Genomic DNA, 19355 nt, shown 5'->3' with positions numbered 1-19355 from the left:
GATGGAATTTCTCAACACGCTCGACATCAATTCAACCACGGGGTTTTTGCTGCTGGGATTGGTCATCGGCATGATCCATGCCTTTGAAACCGATCATCTGGCCGCGATCAGCACATTGATCACCAAGAACAAGAAACAACTGATCCTGCGCGGGGCCGCCTGGGGCCTGGGCCATACCACCACGCTGCTGCTGCTGTCAGGTGCGGTGGTGGTGTTCAGTTTCGTGCTGACCGAGGCCGGGGCCGCCGCGCTGGAATTTGCCGTCGGCATCATGCTGGTGATCCTGGGGGCTGATGTTCTGCGCCGTATGCGAAAGAGCCGCCTGCATGTGCATCTGCACCGCCATGGCGATACCGCCCCGCATTTTCACCTGCACAGCCATGCCGGGGCGGCGGGCGGCCACCGCCACAGCGCCGATGATCACGCCCACCCGTCGGGGTTTCCGTTCAAGGCGCTGGCCATCGGTCTGGTGCATGGCGCAGCGGGGTCCGCGGCGATCATCGTGCTGGCGGCGGCAAGTGCGGGCAGCCCTTTGGTGGCGCTGGGCTATGTGGCGCTGGTGGGGGTCGGCTCGATCTTCGGCATGGCCGGGATATCGGCGGTGATCAGCCTGCCAATCTCGATGGCACCGAAAAACATCACATGGCTGCATAACGGGGCCAAGCTGGTGATTGCGGCCATTGCCATCACATTTGGCATCACCATCATGGCCGAAACCGGCGCGCTGGCCTGGGAAGTGTTCTGATGCACGAGCTGGGGCTGGCCCGCAACATTGCCGCCATCACCAAGGAACACGCCAGGGGGCGCGCCGTGAAAGAAGTGCGAGTCGCCATCGGCCCGCTGGCCTGTATTGAAAAACAGGCGTTGGAGTTTTGCTGGGGGCTGGTCACCGAAAACTCGGAGATCGACGGGGTCAGCCTTGGGTTTCTGGATGCAGAGGGCGACACCTTTGTGGTGCGCGAACTGGAATTTATGGAGGATGCGTAATGTGCGGAACATGCGGCTGTGCCGATCCGGCGAATGAAGTATCAATGACCGACACCGGCACAGGTCACAAAGTGGTTCTGAACGGTGGCCACACCCATGACCATGGCCATGACCATGATCACGATGATCATCATCACGGCCATGATGAGCCCCATGTGCATGGTCCCGGCGGTGAGATCATCCCGCTTGAGGTCGCGGTTCTGAGCAAGAACGATAAATTCGCCGCCCGGAACCGGGGCTGGTTTGAGGGCCGTGGGGTGGTGGCGCTCAACCTGGTGTCCTCGCCGGGGTCGGGCAAGACAACCCTGTTGGAAGCGACAATTCGAATGCTGGCGGGCCGGATCAGCATTTCTGTGATCGAAGGCGATCAGATGACCTCCAACGATGCCGAGCGGATCAAGGCGGCCGGTGCGCGTGCCATTCAGATCAATACCGGCGCAGGTTGTCATCTTGAGGCCGATATGGTGGCCGAGGCGGCAAAGGCGCTGGACCCGGAGAAAGGCTCGATCGTGATGATCGAGAATGTCGGAAACCTGGTCTGCCCGGCGATGTTCGACCTTGGCGAGCGGATGAAAATCGCGGTGATCTCGACCACTGAAGGCGAAGACAAGCCGATAAAATATCCGCATATGTTCCGCGCGGTTGAACTGGTGATCATCAACAAGATGGATCTGGCACCGCATGTGGATTTTGATGAGCAGACCTGCCGGGCAAATATTGCGCAGGTCAATCCGGATGCCGAAATATTATGCCTGTCCGCCAAGACCGGCGATGGCATGGATGCGTGGTGCCGGAAGTTGCAGGATATTGCGGCGGCGTCTTAAAGCACTTCTCGGAATAGCTGAGACAGGGTGCATCGCTTGACGCGTTGAAATCCTTGATTTCAGGCAGCGTTAAGCGTGGCAGGTTTTCTGAGAAGTGCTCTAGGTGGGCGCGCGGGCGATCAGCATGAGGTTGTTGGCGGGCATTTTCTCCACGCTGACGGCCAGCGGGCGCAGGTGGTTTTGCACCCAGTCCAGATCCTTGTAGCCGGTGGCGGGATCCTGGGCGCGCAGGCTGGCGTCAAAGCGGGCGTCGCCATCGCTGGTGGCATGGCCCGCGCGCAGGAACGGACCATAGAGAAACGCGGTGCCGCCGGGGGCCAGCGCCAGGGTGATCTCGTTCAGGACGGTTGCGGCATCGGCGTCCGAGATCAGGTGCAGCAGGTTGACCAGCAAGATCATCTCGACCGGTCCGTGAATGGCTGACCAGCCGGGGCTGGCGGCATCGAGCGGGATCGGCGCGGCCAGGGTTTTCGGCCCGAAAAGCGCGGCCCAGGCGGCGATCGAGGCAAGCCGGGCCGGGTCGATATCGGTAGGCTGCCAGGCCATCCCCGGCAAGGCATGCGAAAACGCCAGCGCATGTTCTCCGGTGCCCGCGGCAAGTTCCAGCGCGCGGCCCGTGCCGGGCGCATGGGCCATCAATAGGCTGCGGATCGGGTCAAGGTTGCGCCGGGTGGCGGGCGCGCAAAGACGCGCATCGGGCGCGGGGTCGGGCAAGACCGGCAGCACAAAAGGCTGGGTCATGCGAAGCGGGCAGGGCTGAGGGCCGCGACGAAGCCGGGGTCAAGCGCGGGGCTGCGTCCGGCAACCAGATCGGCGATCAACTGGCTGGCGGCGGGCGCGGTCTGAAACCCATAGCCGCCCTGACCCGCGACCCAGATGAAATCAGGGGTGCCGGGGGCTGGCCCAAGCACCAATGTGCGATCCGGCGCGAATGTGCGCAAACCGGCCCAGGAGGTTTCCAGCCGGGTCACTTCCTCGGTCACAAAGGGCTGATAGCGCGCGATGCCTTCGGCCAGCACCATGTCATCGGCCCAGGCATCATGGGGGGTATCGACCGGGTCTTCTTCTGCCGGCGAGATCAACCATTTGCCGGCATCGGGCTTGGCATACCATGTCTCGCCGGCACCGATCAGCATTGGCCAGGCGCTGACATCCTGCCCGCCGGGGGCGGGGATGCGCGCCATCGACCGGCGCAGCGGCGTCAGGCCGATGGCGGCGATGCCCGCCATTTCGGCGATCTGGTCGGCCCAGGCCCCGGCGGCATTGACGAGGCTGCGGGCGCTGTGGGTTTGCGTGGCGGTGGTGACGGTCCAATGGCCGCTTTGGCCTGTGATGGCGGTAACGCGGGCATTGGTGGTGAGTGTCGCGCCGTTGCGGCGTGCCTCGCGGGCGAAATTCTGCACCATGAGGTCGGTGTCGATATCCCAGGCACCGGCGTGATAGGCGGCGGCGGTGACATGGGAGGGGTCGATGATCGGCACCATGGCGCGGGCCTCTGCGACGCTGATTGGTGCCAGCGCCATCGCGGTGATATCGGCGTCGAGCAGCGCCTCTTCGCCCCGTCCGGCAAGGAACATCAGGCCGCGCGGGCCGAGCACGCCCGGGGCGCTGTGCAGGTGATCTGCCGAGGCGCGGCTCAGCGCCACTGTGGGGGCATTGCCGTAATTGGGTTCAAACAGCGCCGCCGACCGGCCCGAGGCATGATAGGCCAGCGCCGGTTCGCTCTCCAGCAGGCAGACGGTGCCGAGATGCGACAGCCGGGCCGCGGTCGAGACACCGGCAATGCCGGCGCCGATGATGAGGAAATCATGCGTCATGGAGGGTTTGGTGGCATGGATATGGCCGCGGGGCAAGGTGGGGGAAGCGGATGGCGAATTGCGGCAACGGTATATGCTGGCCGTGATGTCGGATGCCTCCCCTTACGGCGGTGCCCGCACCGCCTACCGGGCAATGGGCGGAGGTATTTCGCACCAAGATGAAACGGATGGTTTGGCGCAATGAGAAAAAGGCCCGCCGGGATGGGCGGGCCTTTCAGGGTTGCATTCAGCGAGGATCAGTTCGGCACGTCGCCGATGATGCCTTCGACATAGAAATCCATGCCTGCCAGCGTGCCGTCATCGGCCGTTTCGCCTTCGGCCAGCCAGACCGAACCGTCCTGCCGGTTGATCGGCCCGGTGAAGGGCTGATAGCTGCCATCGGCGATGCTGTCGGCCAGGGCCTGCGCACGGGCGCGGACATCTTCCGGAATCACGTCGGACATCTCGCCTATGGCGACCATGCCGGCACCGATGCCGTCCCAGGTATCGGTGCTTTCCCAGGTGCCATCCATCACCGCCTGGACGCGGGCGATGTAGTAGGGGGCCCAGTCGTCGATGATGGACGTGACGCGCGGGCGGGGGGCAAATTGCCCCATATCGGATGCCTGGCCAAAGCCGATGATTCCGGCCTCGGCCATCACGGTCATCGGCGCGGTGGAATCGGTGTGCTGCATGATGATATCGGCACCCTGGTCAATCAGCGCCTGAGCCGCCTCGGCCTCAACTGCCGGGTCGAACCAGGTAAAGGCCCAGACTATGCGAAATTCGACATCGGGGTTCACGGCGCGGGCGTGCAGGAAGGCCGAGTTGATGCCGCGGATGACCTCGGGGATCGGGTAGGAGGCGATATAGCCGATGATGTTGGATTCCGTCATTTCCCCGGCAATCTGTCCGATCACGGCACGGCCTTCATAAAACCGGGCCGAATAGGTCGAGACGTTGGGCGTGTTGCGCAGATAGCCGGTGGCGTGTTCGAACATCACGTTCGGGAACCGGGCCGCCACGTTGTTGGTGGGCTCCATATAGCCGAAAGAGGTGGTGAAGATGAGATCGGCACCTGACAGCGCCATCTGTGTCATCACCCGTTCGGCATCGGCCCCTTCGGGCACGTTTTCGACATAGGTGGTTTCCACCGCGTCGCCGAAATATTCCTCGACCGCGAGGCGGCCCTGGTTGTGTTCATAGGTCCAGCCCAGATCGCCGATCGAGCCGACATAGATGAAGCCCACCTGTAGCGGATCTTCGTCCGCCCAGGCCCCGCCTGCAAGGCCAAGCGCAAGCACCGCGCCGGTCAGCAATGTTGTTGTCTTTCTCATGTGACATCCTCCGTGTTGTTGTTGTCGTCGTCATGTTTGGTCGTGTCGGGAAATTCCAGGCCGGCCTCCTCCAGTTCGGATTCGAGCAGTGCCGTTGTGATGATCGCCGCCGGGCCGGCCACGATGCCGAGGCCCACAAAGAGCACCAGTGTCGTGAATATGCGCCCCCCGACCGTCAGCGGAACCATGTCGCCGTAGCCCACGGTGGTCAAGGACGCCACCGCCCACCACAGCGATTTGGGGATCGAGGAGAAGACCTGCGGCTGCACCGGGTTTTCGAAGATATAGATGCCCACGGCAGCGATATAGAGCACCATTGCGGCCATCACACCCAGAACCGTCAACTCGCCGCGCACCGCCCGCATGGCGCGCGTCATCCGATCCAGCGCGCGCGAACTGCGCACCAGCTTCAGCAGCCGCACCAGCCGGATAAGACGCAGCACGCGGATCGTGGCCCATTGCGGTTGCAGCAACACCAATGCGGGCAGGACGGCCAGAAGATCGACCAGCCCCCAGAAGCTGAAGACATAGCGCCAGGGGTGCGGCGCGCAGATGATCCGGGTCACGTATTCGACCAGAAACGCCAGCAGGATCGCCCCTTCGAGCAGTTGCATCGCGCGGTGCAGGCCGGGGGACATGCCGGGCATGGTTTCGATGGCAATGGCCACCGCCGACAACAAGATCAGCCCGTTGAGCGCCAGCGCCACATGGCGGCCATGGCGCGGGTCGGTGCCGTCGAGCATGTGCAGGACATCGCTGCGGGTCATGACCTCTCCTAGCCTGTGGCATGAAACACCTTGCCCATTGCGGCAGGCGCATTCAGCGCGGCCCGGTTTCTATCTGATGACATGATCACCAGAACCAGAATGGTAATGAGATACGGGCTCATGGCGAGAATCTCCACCGGGATATCGATACCTGCTGCCTGAAGCCGCAGTTGCAGCGCGGTGATGCCGCCAAAGAGATAGGCCCCGAGCAGCGCACGCCACGGTTTCCAACTGGCAAAGACCACGATGGCCAGCGCGATCCAGCCGGCACCTGCGGTCATGCCCTCGGTCCATTGCGGCACGCGCACCAGGCTGAGATAGGCCCCGCCGAGCCCGGCGCAGGCCCCGCCGAACATGATCGCCAGCACGCGAATGCGGATCACCTTGTAGCCAAGCGCGTGGGCGGCATCGTGGTTTTCGCCCACGGCGCGGATGATCAGACCCATGCGGGTGTATTTCAGCATCGCCCAAACCCCCGCCACAAGCGCAATCGACAGATAGACGATGGCATCATGGGCAAAGAGGATCGGCCCGAGCACCGGCATGTCGCTAAGGCCGGGGATGTCGAGGCTGGGTGTCGGCGGCGGGCTGATGCCGGAATAGCTTTCGCCGAGCAGCGCCGACAGGCCGAGGCCAAACAGCGTCAGCGCCAGGCCGGTGGCGACCTGATTGGCCAGCAGATATTGCGTGATGAAGGCGAAGATGAGCGACAGCGCCGCGCCGCCAACCGCCGCCGCGATGAAGCCCAGAGTGGCCGAGCCGGTGTTGACGGCGATGGCAAAGCCGCAGATCGCGCCAATGATCATCATGCCTTCGACGCCGAGGTTCAGAACGCCCGCCTTTTCCACCACCAGCTCGCCGATGGCGGCCAGCAGGATGGGCGTTGAGGCCACGATAAGCGCGGCAATCAGGGTGACTGGATCAATGCCCATTATGCAATCCCCGCACGTTTGAATTTAATCCGGAAATTGGACAGCACGTCCAATGCCAGAAGGAAGAACAGCAGCATCCCCTGAAAGGCCTGAATGGCCGAGGCCGGGATGGTCAGCATCAGCTGTGCCAGTTCGCCGCCGATATAGGTCAGGGCCATCAGCAGACCGGCCAGCAGGATACCGACCGGATGCAATCGGCCCAGAAAGGCCACGATGATCGCGGTAAAGCCGTAGCCGACATTGAAGTCGATGCTGATCTGACCGGCCGGGCCGGTGACCTCGAAAACGCCGGCAAGACCTGCCAAAGCGCCCGAGATGCCGAGGCAGAGCACGATAAGCCGGGTCGGGTTCACGCCGGCAAACCGGGCCGCGCGGGGGGCCTGACCGGCCAGCTTGATCTGATAGCCCAACAAATGCTTGTTCAGCATCACATAGGCCGCGATGACCACGATGAAGGCGGTCACCACGCCCCAATGCATGCCGCTGCCTGCGATCAGTTCGGGGTTGTTCATCGACTCGATCTGGCTCAGGTTGCGCGACCCGGGAAAGCCGCGGCCTTCGGGGTTGCGCAAAAACCCAAGAGCCGCAGAGGCCAGGAATTTTTCGGCCACATAGACCAGCAGCAACGAGACCAGAATCTCATTGGTGTGGAACCGGGTTTTCAGGATCGCCGGGATCATCGCCCAGGCCCACCCGCCAAGCCCGCCCGCAATGACCATGCCGGGATAGATCAGCACGCTGTCAGTGGGGTAGAAAGCCAGGCCAAACGAGGCCCCGGCAACCGCGCCCATGATATACTGGCCTTCAGCGCCGATATTCCAGATACCGGCCCGAAACCCGAGGCTGAGGCCGATGGCGATCAGGATAAGCGGTGCCGCCTTCACCAGGAGTTGCGGCCGCGAATAAGAGGCAAACTGGGCATTGAAAAGCGGATCCCAGAAAATGATGCGAATGGCCTCGAACGGGTTCTTGCCAAGGGCGGCAAACATCAGCCCGCCGGCGATCATCGTCAGCACCACGGCCAGCACCGGGGTGGCGGCCACCCAGGTGCGCGACGGTTGTGGGCGTTTTTCAAGCACCAGCATGGAGAACCTCCTCATTCAGGTCATGCATGTCATGGGCACCACCAAGCATCAGGCCGATGGTTTCCATCGTCAGGCCGGATGTGACGCGCACATTGGACAGTCGCCCCTCGTTCAGGGCAGCAAAATTATCTGATATTTCAAGCAGTTCATCCAGGTCCTGACTGATCACGATTATGCCGGCACCTTGTTGGGCGAGGTCCAGAATGGATTGCCTTATGTCAGCCGCGGCCGAGGCATCGACACCCCAGGTGGGCTGGTTCACGACCAGGACGGACGGGTTTTGCATGACCTCGCGCCCGACCACGAATTTCTGCAAATTGCCACCCGACAGCGACCGGGCGGCGTTTTCCGGCCCCGGCGTGCGCACATCGAAGGTCTTGATGACATCTTGTGCAAAGGCGCGTGTCGCGGCCCAGTCGATGAAGCCGTTCCTGTCCAGCTTCTTGCGCCCGCGCGCCGTCAGCAATGCGTTTTCCGTCAGGCTCATATCGGGGGCGGCGGCGTGGCCCAGGCGTTCTTCGGGGGCACATAGAATGCCAAGCGCGCGGCGCTCATTGGGGCCCAGATGGCCGACATTTTCATGGTTCAGCGTGACCGATCCCGGCGCGGTCCTGGCCTCGCCCGACAGCGCCGCCAGCAATTCGTCCTGGCCGTTTCCGGCAACCCCGCCAATGCCCAGAACCTCGCCTGCGTGCAGCTCGATCCCGATATGGCGCAAGGGCGTGCCAAACGGCGTGGCAGGTTGGACCGACAGGCCCGAGACCTTGAAGATGACCTCGCCCAGGTCAACATTGGTGCGCGCCGGTGTGGCCAGCGATTTGCCCACCATCAGTTCGGCCATTTCAGCCGCCGATGTGTCGCGCGGGGTGCATTCGCCCACCACCTTGCCCAGGCGCAAAATGGTGGCCTCATCACACAGCGAGCGGATCTCTTCCAGCTTGTGGCTGATATAAAGGATCGCGGTGCCCTCAGTGCTGAGCTTGCGCAGGGTGTGAAACAGGATCTCGACCTCCTGCGGGGTCAGCACCGATGTCGGTTCATCCATGATCAGCAATTTGGGATCCTGCAGCAGGCAGCGGATGATCTCGACCCGCTGGCGTTCGCCGGCGCTGAGATCACCGACCAGCCGATCGGGATCCAGCGGCAGGCCATAGGCCTCGCTGACATCGCGGATACGGGCCGCAAGGGCGTGCTGCTTGGGCGGGTTTTCCATGCCGAGCGCCACGTTTTCGGCGACATTCAGCGCCTCGAACAGGCTGAAATGCTGGAACACCATGGCGACACCGGCGGCCCGCGCGGCGCGGGGCTCGGATGGCGCATAGGCTTCGCCCCTGAAGGTCATCGAACCGCTGTCGGGGCGCACCAGGCCGTAGATCATCTTGACCAGGGTGGATTTGCCCGCGCCGTTTTCACCCAGCAGGGAATGGACCTCGCCCGGCATGATCTGGAACGAGACATCATCATTGGCGACAACGCCCGGATAGGCCTTGGTCAGCCCGTTGATTTTCAGCAATGGGGCTTCGGTCATGACCCCCTCCGCCCTGTGGTCATCCGGTTCATGTCAGTTTTCCCCCCGAAACATGTTGCGCAGCCTCAGGCTGCATTTGTGTGGTGCCCCAGGTGCTGCTCAGCAGGCTAGCGGCGACGCCGACGGCAATGGCTTGCGGATGCTTGCCAAGGGCCGGATCGCCGATCGGGCAGGTGATGCGTGAAATCTGATCGGGCATATGGCCCAGTTGGGTCAGCCGTTTGCGAAAGCGCGCCCATTTGGTGGCCGATCCGATCAGCCCCGCAAATGCGAAATCGCGGGCCAGCAGGTGGTGACAGATCTCGAGATCGATCGCATGGCTATAGGTCAGGATCAGGTGTTCGGCATGATCGGGGGCCAGCGCGGTGGCGGTGGCCGGTGCGGCGGTGGGCAGGATGCGGGCCGGGGTCTTGTCCGGGAACCGCTCCGGCCCGGTATCGACCCAGGTCAGCGCGATCTCGGGCAGCGGGGCCAGCACATCAACCAGGGCGCGCCCGACATGGCCGGCCCCGTAGATCCAGATCTGGCGGGTGGGCCGGGCCAGAGGCTCGGCGACCCATCCCTGCACCAGTTCGCAGGCAAAGGGGCGCGCGCCCGACCGCGCCTGGCGCAGCCTGCCTTGCAGTTTCAGCGGCATCCGGGTGCTGGCATCACCGGGCAGCGGCCGCGCAACGAAATCACCGCTGACGGTCGCCAGGCGGGCGGCGTCCCACAGCTCGGTCAGCAAGGTCACGGCCCCGCCGCAGCATTGCCCAAGATTGGGCCCAAGCGGGATCTTGTCCAGGCGATCATGCGTGCCAAAGCTGGCCCGGGCCCGCGCCACCGCCTCAAATTCCAATGCGCCGCCGCCGATGGTGCCGCTTTGCCCGGTCTGCCAGACCAGCATGGATGTGCCGACCCCGCGCGGAACGGACCCCGAACAGGACACGATGACAACGCGCATCACCGGCCCGTGTTCGGCAATCGCGGCAGCCAGGGTTTCAGCATCAAAGCTCATGCCCGGGCCCGCGCAATGGCACCCAGCACGGCCTCGGCGGTGGCGGGGGCCTGAAGGTCGGGGTAATGTGGCCCGCAGGCGGCGATGGCATCGCTCAGCGCCATCAGCACAGAGATCCCGTGCATGAAGGGTGGCTCGCCCACCGCCTTGGACCGGTAGATGGTTTCCACCCGATTGGGCGCATCCCAAAGGGCCACGTTGAAGATGTCGGGCCGGTCGGAACAGGCCGGGATCTTGTAGGTCGAGGGCGCATGCGTGCGCAGGCGGCCCTTGTCGTCCCAGACAAGTTCTTCGGTGGTCAACCAGCCCGCGCCCTGAACAAACCCGCCCTCGATCTGGCCGATATCAATCGCCGGGTTCAGGCTGCTGCCCGCATCGTGCAAAATATCAGTGCGCAGAATGCGGTTTTCGCCGGTCAGCGTGTCGATCACGACTTCGGAACAGGCCGCCCCTTGGGCAAAGTAGAAAAACGGCCGCCCGCGCCCGGCGATGCGGTCCCATTCGATATCGGGCGTCTTGTAAAAGCCGGTGGCGCTCAGGCTGACACGGCCCATATAGCTGCGCGCGGCCGCCTCGGCAAAGGGAATCGCTTCCGCCCCCAGATGCACCATGCCACCGGCAAAACGCACCTCAGCGGGCTTGATCTGATGCTCGGATGCCAGGAATTCCGCCATCCGGTCGCGGATCGTGTCGCAGGCGGCTTTCACCGCCATGCCGTTCAGATCCGTGCCCGAGGAGGCCGCCGTGGCCGATGTGTTGGGCACCTTGGCGGTATCGGTTGCGGTGATCTTGACCATATCGGTCGGAATGCCAAAACGATCGGCAGCCACCTGGGCCACTTTCAGAAACAGACCCTGGCCCATTTCCGTGCCGCCATGGTTCAGATGGACCGAGCCATCCTGATAGACATGCACCAGCGCACCGGCCTGATTGAGATGGGTCAAGGTGAAGGAAATACCAAATTTCACCGGCGTCAGTGCGAGGCCCTTTTTCAGCACCGGCTGGCGTGCATTCCACTCTGCAATCGCGGCCCGGCGCCCGGCATAATCGCAATCTTGCGCCAGCTTTTCGGTCAACCCGTTCAGCACGAAATCGGTGACCGGCATGTGATAGGGCGTGGTCTGTTGCCCGCCCGGCATCGGCTGGGGCGAATGCGCCCCGCCAAAGCGCCGCGCCGATCCGGTCCCGCTCGATAGCCTGTGCGCGGTTCCGGCCTTCTTTGCGCCGGAAATATCCTCGGGGGGGGTGGGGGGGGCAGACAGCCCCCCCTGCGCCACGCCAGCCCCAAACGCATCATCATAATAATTGCGCTGCCTGACCGCCAGCGGATCCAGCCCCAGATGATGCGCGATATGGTCCATCACCCGTTCAATCCCGACCACGCCTTGCGGGCCGCCAAAGCCACGATAGGCGGTGGCGCTTTGGGTGTGGGTGCGCAGCCGGTGGCTGGTGATCCGCGCGGCGGGCAGGTGATAGGCGTTATCGGCATGCAGCATGGCGCGGTCGGCCACCGGCAGCGACAGGTCCATCGCCCATCCGCAACGCGTGGCCTGGGTGAAATCAACGCCTGCAATGCGCCCGTCATCAGCCACGCCGACCCGGTAATCGATGCGGAAATCATGGCGCTTGCCGGTGATCATGAAATCATCATCCCGGTCATAGCGCATCTTGGCCGGTCGCCCGGTTGCGCGCGCCACCAATGCACAGGCAATCGCCAGATGGTTGCCCTGGCTTTCCTTGCCGCCAAACCCGCCGCCCATGCGCCGGGTCTCGACCCGCACGCCATGCATCGGCAGATGCAGCGCGTGGGCCACCTTGTGCTGGATCTCGCTCGGGTGCTGCGTGGAGCTGTGCACCAGCATGTCGCCGCCTTCCTGCGGCATCACCAGCGCGGCCTGCCCTTCGAGGTAGAAATGCTCTTGCCCGCCCATCTCGATGCGGCCCTCGATGATATGGGCCGCGCCCGCCAGCGCCTGATCGACATCGCCTTTTTGATAGATACGCGGGCCGTCCTCGAACCGGCTGTCGGCGGCCAGCCCGGCGTCGATGGTCAGGATCGCCGGGGCTTCGTCATAGGTCACATTCGCCAGAATCGCGGCCTTGCGCGCCGCCAGATGGCTGGTGGCGGCAACCAGAAACAGCGGCTGGCCAATATAGTGCACGCTGCCATCCGACAGCAGCGGCTCATCATTGTTTGACGGCGAACAATCGGGAATTTCGTCAAGATCGTCCCCGGCGATCACGGCCACCACGCCGGGGGCGGCGCGCACGGCGTCCAGATCCATGCCCGCGATCCGGCCATGCGCGATCTGGGCCATGCCAAAGGCCAGATGCAGGCAATTGGCGGGCACCGGGATGTCATCGACATAGCGCGCCTGGCCGGTCACATGCAGCGGGGCCGCGTCATGGGGCAAGGGTTTGTGAACGCTCATGGGGCGACCTCCAGCACATTGACCGCTATGCCCTGATCCTCATGGAAATAGCGCAGCAGCATGTTGGCCGCCGCCGTCAGCCGGTAGCCGGCCGAGGCGCGCATATCGGTCATCGGGGTGAAATCCTTGCCATATTCGCCCATCGCCGCGCGCACGCTCGCCTCGGTCCAGGGCCGACCCACCAGCGCCGCCTCGACATGGGCTGCCCGTTTCGGAATCCCCGCCATGCCGCCATAGGCGATGCGGGCCTGCGTGACGGAGCCGTTTTCCACGCGGATGCTGAAGCAGCCGCAAACCGCCGAAATATCCTGATCAAACCGTTTGCTGAGCTTATAGCAGCGCAGCCGGTCGGGCTGGCGCGGAATCGAAACCGCCTCGACAAATTCGCCGGGCGCGCGGTCCTGCTTGCCGTAATCGAGGAAATAATCCTCCAACGCCAGACTGCGCCGCGCATTGCCCTGGCGCAGATGCAGCGTGGCATTCAGCGCAATCAGCGCGGGCGGGGCGTCGCCAATGGGTGATCCATTGGCGATATTGCCGCCGATGGTGGCCGCATTGCGCACCTGAACCGAGGAAAACCGGCGCAGCAATTCGGCCAGCGACGGGTGGTGCGGCGCGACGACCGGCATCATGTCGGTGAGGGTGACCATCGCGCCAAGGCGGATGTCGTCTGCGGTCTCGGATATTTCCCTGAGATCGGTGCAGCCGCCCAGAAACGCCACCGGATCAAGGTCGCGCAGGGATTTGGTGACCCACAGGCCCACATCCGTGGCCCCCGCAATCAAGGTGGCATCGGGGTTGGCGGCATACCATTGGGCCAGATCGTCGGAATTGGCCGGGCTGTAGGGGGCGCTGTCCTGCGGCTCGGCCACCACTGCCGCATCCGTCTGCATCCAGTCGGGAATGGGCTGTTCTGCGGCGGCCTCTGCCGCGCGGATGATCGGCGCATAGCCGGTGCAGCGGCACAGGTTGCCTGCCAGCCGGTCGTCAAAATCAGTGGCCCCGTTCATATGTGCCGCGGCCAGCGATGCAATGATGCCCGGCGTGCAGAAGCCGCATTGCGAGCCGTGATGCTCAACCATGGCCTGTTGCACCGGGTGCAAGCTGCCATCCGGGCCGGTGATGCCCTCGACGGTGCGCACGGCTTTGCCTTCAAGCTGCGGCAGGAACAGAATGCAGCCATTCATGGCGCGCGCCCCCCCGGCATCGCTGACCAGCACCGTGCAGGCCCCGCAATCGCCTTCGTTGCAGCCTTCTTTGGTGCCGGTCAGGCCCTGATCCTCGCGCAGCCAATCCAGCAGCGTCCGTGTCGGGGCCAGGCCCGTCACCTCAACAGGCCGACCATTCAAGTGGAAACGCACCGTATCTTGCATCGCAGATCTCTGTCGCGGTCTGGTCGGAGGGTCGTTGCCCTCAAATGCGCGGCCCGATGCGACGGAAGGCGCGACGCCGAATTCCCTGTATGGCGTTCAGGAAAGCGGCTTTTTGTCGCTGTGGCAAGTGTTCATGCGGGAAAGAATAGGGAAAGACTTTCAACAGAACGGATAAAATAACAGTGGATTTCAGGGCCGCGCCCCGCCCCCATTGCCGGGCGGTCCCTGCCCGATCTGTGCATAATGTCATGGCAGCTCGGGCGCAACCTCGCTAGCTTGCATATATGACCAGCACCCCCCGATTCATCCACCTGCGCACCCATACCGAATACTCGCTGCTGGAAGGCGCGATGCGGGTCAAAAAACTGCCCGCGCTCTGTGCTGGCATGAATATGCCGGCAATCGCCGTCACCGATACCAACAACATGTTCGCGGCGCTGGAATTTTCCGAAACAGCCGCCAAGGCGGGGGTGCAGCCCATTGTCGGCTGCCAGGTGGATCTGGAATATGAACCGCCCGCGCCGGGCGAAAAGCCGCGCCCCTATGCGCCCATCGTTCTGCTGGCGCAAAACGCGGTCGGGTATGGGCATCTGATGAAGCTGAACTCCTGCCTCTACCTGCGTGGTGATGGCACCCTGCCGCATGTGACCCTGGCCGAGCTTGCGGCGCATGCTGCCGGGCTTATTTGTCTGACCGGCGGGCCGGATGGCCCCGTCGGTCGGCTGTTGCGGGGCGACCAGCGGCCCAGGGCCGAGGCGCTGATGGCGCGGCTGAGCGATATCTACGGTGACCGGCTGTATGTCGAATTGCAGCGCCACCCGTCTGAAGGCGGCCTGCCCGAGGCCGAACGCCTGTCGGAACAGGGCCATGTCGAGATCGCCTATGCGATGGATCTGCCGCTGGTGGCGACCAATGATGTCTATTTCCCCAAGCCCGAGATGTATGAGGCGCATGACGCGCTGATCTGCATCGCCGAGGGGGCCTATGTCGATCAGCAAGAGCCGCGCCGCCGCCTGACGCCGCAGCATTATTTCAAGTCGCCCGAGGAAATGGCGACGCTGTTTGCCGATCTGCCCGAGGCGCTGGAAAACACCGTCGAGATTGCGCGCCGCTGTGCTTTTCGCGCCCGCACCCATGATCCGATTCTACCCAAATTCGCTGATGATGAGGTCGAGGAGCTGCGCCGCCAGGCCCGCGAGGGCCTGAACAGGCGGCTGGCGGTGATCCCGCATGCGGCACCGGTCGAGGACTATGAGGCGCGGCTGGAGTTTGAGCTGGGGATCATCGAGCGCATGGGCTTTCCCGGCTATTTCCTGATCGTGGCCGATTTCATCAAATGGGCCAAGGATCGGCATATTCCGGTCGGGCCGGGGCGTGGCTCGGGCGCTGGATCGCTGGTGGCCTATGCGCTGACGATCACCGATCTTGATCCGTTGCGTTACCAGTTGCTGTTTGAACGGTTCCTGAACCCCGAACGGGTCTCGATGCCCGATTTCGACATTGATTTCTGCATGGACCGGCGCGAGGAAGTGATCCGTTACGTGCAGGAAAAATATGGCCGCGAGAAGGTCGGCCAGATCATCACATTCGGCGCGCTTCTGTCCAAGGCGGCGGTGCGCGATGTGGGCCGGGTCTTGCAGATGCCCTTCATGCAGGTCGACCGTCTGTCGAAGATGATCCCGGTGGAGGGCGTCAAGCCTGTCAGCATCGAAAAGGCGCTGGCCGATGAGCCGCGCCTGCGCGAAATGGCGAAAGCGGAGGAGGTCGTGCAGCGGCTGTTGACCTATGGCCAGCAGGTTGAAGGGTTGCTCAGGAATGCCTCCACCCATGCCGCCGGTGTGGTGATCGGTGACCGGCCGCTGGATGAGCTGGTGCCGCTCTATCAGGATCCGCGATCAGACATGCCCGCGACCCAGTTCAACATGAAATGGGTGGAGCCGGCGGGGTTGGTCAAGTTCGACTTTCTGGGCCTGAAGACATTGACGGTGATCCAGAATGCGCTGGACCTGCTGAAGCCGCGCGGGGTCGAGATTGATATCGGGTTGATCCCGCTGGACGATGCGAAAACCTATGAGCTTTATGCCAGTGCCAGAACGGTGGCGGTGTTTCAGGTGGAAAGCTCCGGCATGATGGATGCGCTGCGGCGCATGAAGCCCACCTGTATCGAGGATATCGTGGCGCTGGTGGCGCTGTATCGTCCCGGCCCGATGGAGAACATCCCGGCCTATTGCGAGGTCAAGAACGGGTTGAAGGACCGCCAATCCATCCATCCGCTGATTGATCATATCCTTGAGGAAACCCAAGGCATCATCGTCTATCAGGAACAGGTGATGCAGATCGCGCAGGTGATGGCGGGATACAGCCTTGGCGGGGCCGATCTGCTGCGCCGGGCCATGGGCAAGAAGATTGCCGAGGAAATGGCCAGGGAACGCCCCAAATTTGAAAAAGGCGCGATGGAGAACGGCGTCGACAAGCGCAAGGCGGCCGAGGTTTTCGACCTGCTGGAGAAATTCGCCAATTACGGCTTCAACAAATCGCACGCCGCCGCCTATGCCGTGGTCAGCTATCAGACCGCTTGGCTGAAGGCGAATTACCCGGTCGAATTCATGGCCGCGGTGATGAATTGCGATATCCACCTGACCGACAAGCTGAGCATCTACAAACAGGAGGTCGACCGGCTGGGGATCGAGGTGATCGCGCCCTGCGTCAACCGGTCTGCCGCGATGTTCACGGTCAAGGATGGTGCGGTGGTCTATGCGCTTGGCGGCCTCAAGAATGTCGGTGCCGATGCGATGCGGCTGATCGAGGAAGGGCGCGGCGATACCCCCTTTGCGACGCTGTTCGACCTTGCCCGCCGGGTCGATCTGAAACGGGTCGGCAAGCGACCGCTGGAAATGCTGGCCCGCGCCGGGGGGTTTGATCAGCTCGACCGCAACCGCGCCCGGGTCTTTGCCAGCCTTGATGCGCTGGTGGGCTATTCGGCCGCGATCCATGAACAGCGCGGTTCAAGTCAGGTCAGCCTGTTCGGCGAAGCCGGCGATGATCTGCCCGAGCCGCGCCTGGCCGCGCGGGAGGACTGGCTGCCCAATGAACGGCTGGCGGAGGAGCACAAGGCAGTCGGGTTCTACCTGTCCGGTCACCCCTTGGATGATTACATGCCGGCGCTGCGGCGCAAGAAATGCCTGACGCTGGAGCAGGTGCAGGCGCGCGCCGAAGGCGGCGCGTTTGTTACAAAGATGGCGGGGTCGGTATCGTCGCGTCAGGAACGCAAAAGCCAGCGCGGCAACCGGTTTGCCTTTGTCCAGCTCTCCGACCCGACCGGGCTTTTTGAGGTCACCATGTTCTCGGATGTGCTTGAGGTGGCGCGCGAGCATCTTGAAAGCGGGTCCAATGTGGTGCTGACGGTGGAGGTGACCTTTGACGGCGATCAGTTGAAACTGCTGGCGCGCGGGGTGCAGCCGATTGATGGCGCAGTGGCGGATGCGGGCGGTGCCGGATTGCGGGTGTTCATCGAGGCACCCGGCGCGCTCGCTGGTATCGCAAGCCTGTTGGAACGCGCCCGGGCCGAGGCCAGGCTGAAAGGCCGCGGGCCGGTGCAATTATGCCTGCTGGACCCGGATCTGCCGGGGGAGGTGGATGTGTTGTTGGGCGAGGATTACCCGGTCAACCCGCAGATCAAGGGCGCGCTGAAAAGCCTGGACGGCGTGGTGATGGTCGAGGAAGTGTGAAACGGCCTGGCGGGCGCTTTGCGGCCCCCCCGGGATGATGCGCGCCAGTGCGGCGTGAATCGGCCCAAACCCGCGAAAATCGACCGCCGCCCTTTCTCGAACCCTGAAAATTTGGACAATTCTTTGATATAAGGCACGTCTCTGAATAGCTGAGACAGGATGCATCGCTTGGACCGCGTTGAACTCCTGGTTTTCAGGCAGCGTCAGGTGGGTCAGGTTTTCCGAGACGTGCTATAAGAAGCAAAAGACCCCTGCCTGCATTCCTTTGGCCGGGGTCCTGCCTTGCCATGCGGAGCCAATCGGGGGCCAGTGCCAATGACGATCAGAGACGTCACCCGCGCATATTGCGAAAAGAATGACATGCTGGCCCTGGTCAGCTTGGTCGGCACGTTCGGCTTTTATTTCCTGACCCTGGCCGCCGCGATTGCGGTGTTCGATATCACCGCGCTGATGATCCTGCTGACGGTGATCAACGCGCTTGCCGGGGTGCGCCTATATGTGTTGCAGCATGATTGCGGCCATTATTCGCTGTTCTCCAAACGCTGGATGAACGATCTGGCGGGCTATGGCCTGTCGGTTTTCACGCTGACGCCCTTTCGGGTGATGCAGTTCAACCATAATGAACATCATCGGTTTCTGGGCGATCTGGAGGCGCGCCGGGCCGGCGAGATTCACACCATGACGCTGCGCGAATGGGAGGAAGTCGGGTTCTGGCAACGGCTGCGATATCGGCTGTATCGCAACCCGGTGTTCCTGATCCCCCTGGGCGGGCTTTTTGTCTATGCGCTGCGGTATCGCTGGCCGAAGAACACCCTGGCGGTCGGAATGTGGGGCGTGGTGGCGCATAATCTGGCGCTGGCGGCCTGGATCTGGGCATTGTGGCTGATGGCAGGGCCGCCCGGTTTGATCATCTATGCCATGACCGTGGTCGTGGCCGCCTGCACTGGCGTGTTTCTGGTCTATCTGCAGCATAATTTCGAGGATACCTATTGGGATAGGCACCCTGACCTGAGCCATGATCTGGCGGCCTTGCAGGGATCATCGGCACTGGATCTGGGATGGTGGTTTGATCTGGCCACCGGCAATATCGCCTATCACGATATCCACCATTTCAACGCCAATATCCCATCCTATCGCCTGCGCAAATGTCACCGTGCGATCCGCGATGAATTTGGATTGCCGGTGATCATCTGGCCCGAGGCGCTGCGCAGTTTCACCCTGAAGCTGTGGGATGAGGAGGCCGGGCGGCTGGTGCCGTTTCCGCGCCGAAAATCGCGGATGGGACCGGGGGTTTCGGCCGGGGCCTGACGGCCCCTGGCTGACCGGCGGGCGTGGGGGCGTGGCGCTGAAGCCGGGTTTGTGGTTGCGCCTGTCGCGGGTGGGCTTTGTGCATTTATAGCGCGACGCGCCTGATCGGATTCGAGCATTCATCACCCGGACCGAGGCAGCGTTCGCGCAATCGAATGCGTTCGGGTCGGCCGGTGAATTCGATTTGGCGCGACGCGCTCTAGGGGGAGACCATCATCGGCGGGCGGGGTGCGATGCGAGGTCTGGAGCCTTCGGCGAGGA

General features: G+C 63.2%; 15 protein-coding genes. 5 read left to right on the top strand and 10 right to left on the bottom strand.

What is annotated here, in order from left to right; all coding sequences use genetic code 11:
* The first annotated feature begins 1 nt into the window (after position 1).
* From ACW8PS_RS08225 to hypB, 3 genes are read left to right on the top strand one after another with little or no spacing between them, the layout of a single operon-like run.
* Positions 2-745: a hypothetical protein gene (locus ACW8PS_RS08225; protein ID WP_491526873.1), complete on the top strand. Its 744-nt coding sequence runs from the start codon at positions 2-4 to the stop codon at positions 743-745.
* On the top strand, positions 745-987 hold the full coding sequence (locus tag ACW8PS_RS08220; protein ID WP_491526872.1) for a hydrogenase/urease maturation nickel metallochaperone HypA: 243 nt from the start codon (positions 745-747) through the stop codon (positions 985-987). Before ACW8PS_RS08225 ends, ACW8PS_RS08220 begins: the two co-directional genes overlap by 1 nt.
* Before the next feature lie 44 nt (positions 988-1031).
* The gene (gene hypB / locus ACW8PS_RS08215; protein WP_491526871.1) at positions 1032-1811 is read left to right on the top strand and encodes a hydrogenase nickel incorporation protein HypB; all 780 of its coding nucleotides are present in this window, start codon (positions 1032-1034) and stop codon (positions 1809-1811) included.
* A gap of 99 nt (positions 1812-1910) precedes the next feature.
* Here the strand turns inward: hypB and ACW8PS_RS08210 are convergent, their stop codons facing one another.
* The 10 genes from ACW8PS_RS08210 to xdhA all read right to left on the bottom strand — a co-directional run bounded on the left by ACW8PS_RS08210 (position 1911) and on the right by xdhA (position 14058).
* Complete coding sequence (locus tag ACW8PS_RS08210; RefSeq protein ID WP_491526870.1) at positions 1911-2552, bottom strand: DUF938 domain-containing protein; 642 nt, start codon at positions 2550-2552, stop codon at positions 1911-1913.
* Positions 2549-3628, bottom strand: coding sequence for an NAD(P)/FAD-dependent oxidoreductase (locus ACW8PS_RS08205; protein WP_491526869.1), 1080 nt, complete (start codon positions 3626-3628; stop codon positions 2549-2551). Before ACW8PS_RS08205 ends, ACW8PS_RS08210 begins: the two co-directional genes overlap by 4 nt.
* Before the next feature lie 236 nt (positions 3629-3864).
* Positions 3865-4944: a BMP family ABC transporter substrate-binding protein gene (locus ACW8PS_RS08200; protein ID WP_491526868.1), complete on the bottom strand. Its 1080-nt coding sequence runs from the start codon at positions 4942-4944 to the stop codon at positions 3865-3867.
* Entirely contained in the window at positions 4941-5711 is a 771-nt protein-coding gene (locus ACW8PS_RS08195) for an ion transporter (protein WP_491526867.1), read from the bottom strand. Before ACW8PS_RS08195 ends, ACW8PS_RS08200 begins: the two co-directional genes overlap by 4 nt.
* Positions 5712-5719: 8 nt before the next feature.
* Complete coding sequence (locus ACW8PS_RS08190) at positions 5720-6643, bottom strand: ABC transporter permease (RefSeq protein ID WP_491526866.1); 924 nt, start codon at positions 6641-6643, stop codon at positions 5720-5722.
* On the bottom strand, positions 6643-7728 hold the full coding sequence (locus ACW8PS_RS08185) for an ABC transporter permease (protein ID WP_491526865.1): 1086 nt from the start codon (positions 7726-7728) through the stop codon (positions 6643-6645). The genes ACW8PS_RS08190 and ACW8PS_RS08185 overlap by 1 nt, the downstream gene beginning before the upstream one ends.
* Positions 7715-9256 carry an ABC transporter ATP-binding protein gene (locus tag ACW8PS_RS08180; RefSeq protein ID WP_491526864.1) on the bottom strand — a complete coding sequence of 514 codons (1542 nt, stop codon included), beginning with the start codon at positions 9254-9256 and terminating at the stop codon, positions 7715-7717. Before ACW8PS_RS08180 ends, ACW8PS_RS08185 begins: the two co-directional genes overlap by 14 nt.
* 28 nt (positions 9257-9284) lie before the next feature.
* Positions 9285-10253, bottom strand: a complete 969-nt coding sequence (gene xdhC / locus ACW8PS_RS08175; protein WP_491526863.1) for a xanthine dehydrogenase accessory protein XdhC — start codon at positions 10251-10253, stop codon at positions 9285-9287.
* Complete coding sequence (xdhB, locus tag ACW8PS_RS08170) at positions 10250-12685, bottom strand: xanthine dehydrogenase molybdopterin binding subunit (RefSeq protein WP_491526862.1); 2436 nt, start codon at positions 12683-12685, stop codon at positions 10250-10252. The genes xdhC and xdhB overlap by 4 nt, the downstream gene beginning before the upstream one ends.
* A complete protein-coding gene (gene xdhA, locus ACW8PS_RS08165) occupies positions 12682-14058 on the bottom strand; it encodes a xanthine dehydrogenase small subunit (protein WP_491526861.1) in 1377 nt (458 codons plus the stop codon). Before xdhA ends, xdhB begins: the two co-directional genes overlap by 4 nt.
* A 284-nt stretch (positions 14059-14342) precedes the next feature.
* On the opposite strand from xdhA, the gene dnaE reads away from it, so the two are divergent.
* The gene (gene dnaE, locus ACW8PS_RS08160; protein ID WP_491526860.1) at positions 14343-17786 is read left to right on the top strand and encodes a DNA polymerase III subunit alpha; all 3444 of its coding nucleotides are present in this window, start codon (positions 14343-14345) and stop codon (positions 17784-17786) included.
* A 315-nt stretch (positions 17787-18101) separates the two neighbouring features.
* Positions 18102-19094 (top strand): fatty acid desaturase, encoded by a 993-nt coding sequence (locus tag ACW8PS_RS08155; RefSeq protein ID WP_491526859.1) that lies wholly within the window; start codon positions 18102-18104, stop codon positions 19092-19094.
* Positions 19095-19355 lie beyond the last annotated feature (261 nt).

The organism is Alterinioella sp. (assembly GCF_058343375.1).
Note: the sequence above shows the minus strand (reverse complement) of the source record. Positions and strands in the feature narration are given on the sequence as shown.

Bases quoted from the DNA above. Each gene is read 5' to 3' on its own strand.
- ACW8PS_RS08190 (WP_491526866.1), bottom strand. From the start codon at position 6,643: ATGGGCATTGATCCAGTCACCCTGATTGCCGCGCTTATCGTGGCCTCA.
- xdhC (WP_491526863.1), bottom strand. From the start codon at position 10,253: ATGAGCTTTGATGCTGAAACCCTGGCTGCCGCGATTGCCGAACACGGG.
- ACW8PS_RS08225 (WP_491526873.1), top strand. From the start codon at position 2: ATGGAATTTCTCAACACGCTCGACATCAATTCAACCACGGGGTTTTTG.
- dnaE (WP_491526860.1), top strand. From the start codon at position 14,343: ATGACCAGCACCCCCCGATTCATCCACCTGCGCACCCATACCGAATAC.
- ACW8PS_RS08205 (WP_491526869.1), bottom strand. From the start codon at position 3,628: ATGACGCATGATTTCCTCATCATCGGCGCCGGCATTGCCGGTGTCTCG.
- ACW8PS_RS08220 (WP_491526872.1), top strand. From the start codon at position 745: ATGCACGAGCTGGGGCTGGCCCGCAACATTGCCGCCATCACCAAGGAA.
- xdhB (WP_491526862.1), bottom strand. From the start codon at position 12,685: ATGAGCGTTCACAAACCCTTGCCCCATGACGCGGCCCCGCTGCATGTG.
- ACW8PS_RS08180 (WP_491526864.1), bottom strand. From the start codon at position 9,256: ATGACCGAAGCCCCATTGCTGAAAATCAACGGGCTGACCAAGGCCTAT.
- ACW8PS_RS08210 (WP_491526870.1), bottom strand. From the start codon at position 2,552: ATGACCCAGCCTTTTGTGCTGCCGGTCTTGCCCGACCCCGCGCCCGAT.
- ACW8PS_RS08200 (WP_491526868.1), bottom strand. From the start codon at position 4,944: ATGAGAAAGACAACAACATTGCTGACCGGCGCGGTGCTTGCGCTTGGC.
- hypB (WP_491526871.1), top strand. From the start codon at position 1,032: ATGACCGACACCGGCACAGGTCACAAAGTGGTTCTGAACGGTGGCCAC.
- ACW8PS_RS08185 (WP_491526865.1), bottom strand. From the start codon at position 7,728: ATGCTGGTGCTTGAAAAACGCCCACAACCGTCGCGCACCTGGGTGGCC.
- ACW8PS_RS08155 (WP_491526859.1), top strand. From the start codon at position 18,102: ATGACGATCAGAGACGTCACCCGCGCATATTGCGAAAAGAATGACATG.
- xdhA (WP_491526861.1), bottom strand. From the start codon at position 14,058: ATGCAAGATACGGTGCGTTTCCACTTGAATGGTCGGCCTGTTGAGGTG.
- ACW8PS_RS08195 (WP_491526867.1), bottom strand. From the start codon at position 5,711: ATGACCCGCAGCGATGTCCTGCACATGCTCGACGGCACCGACCCGCGC.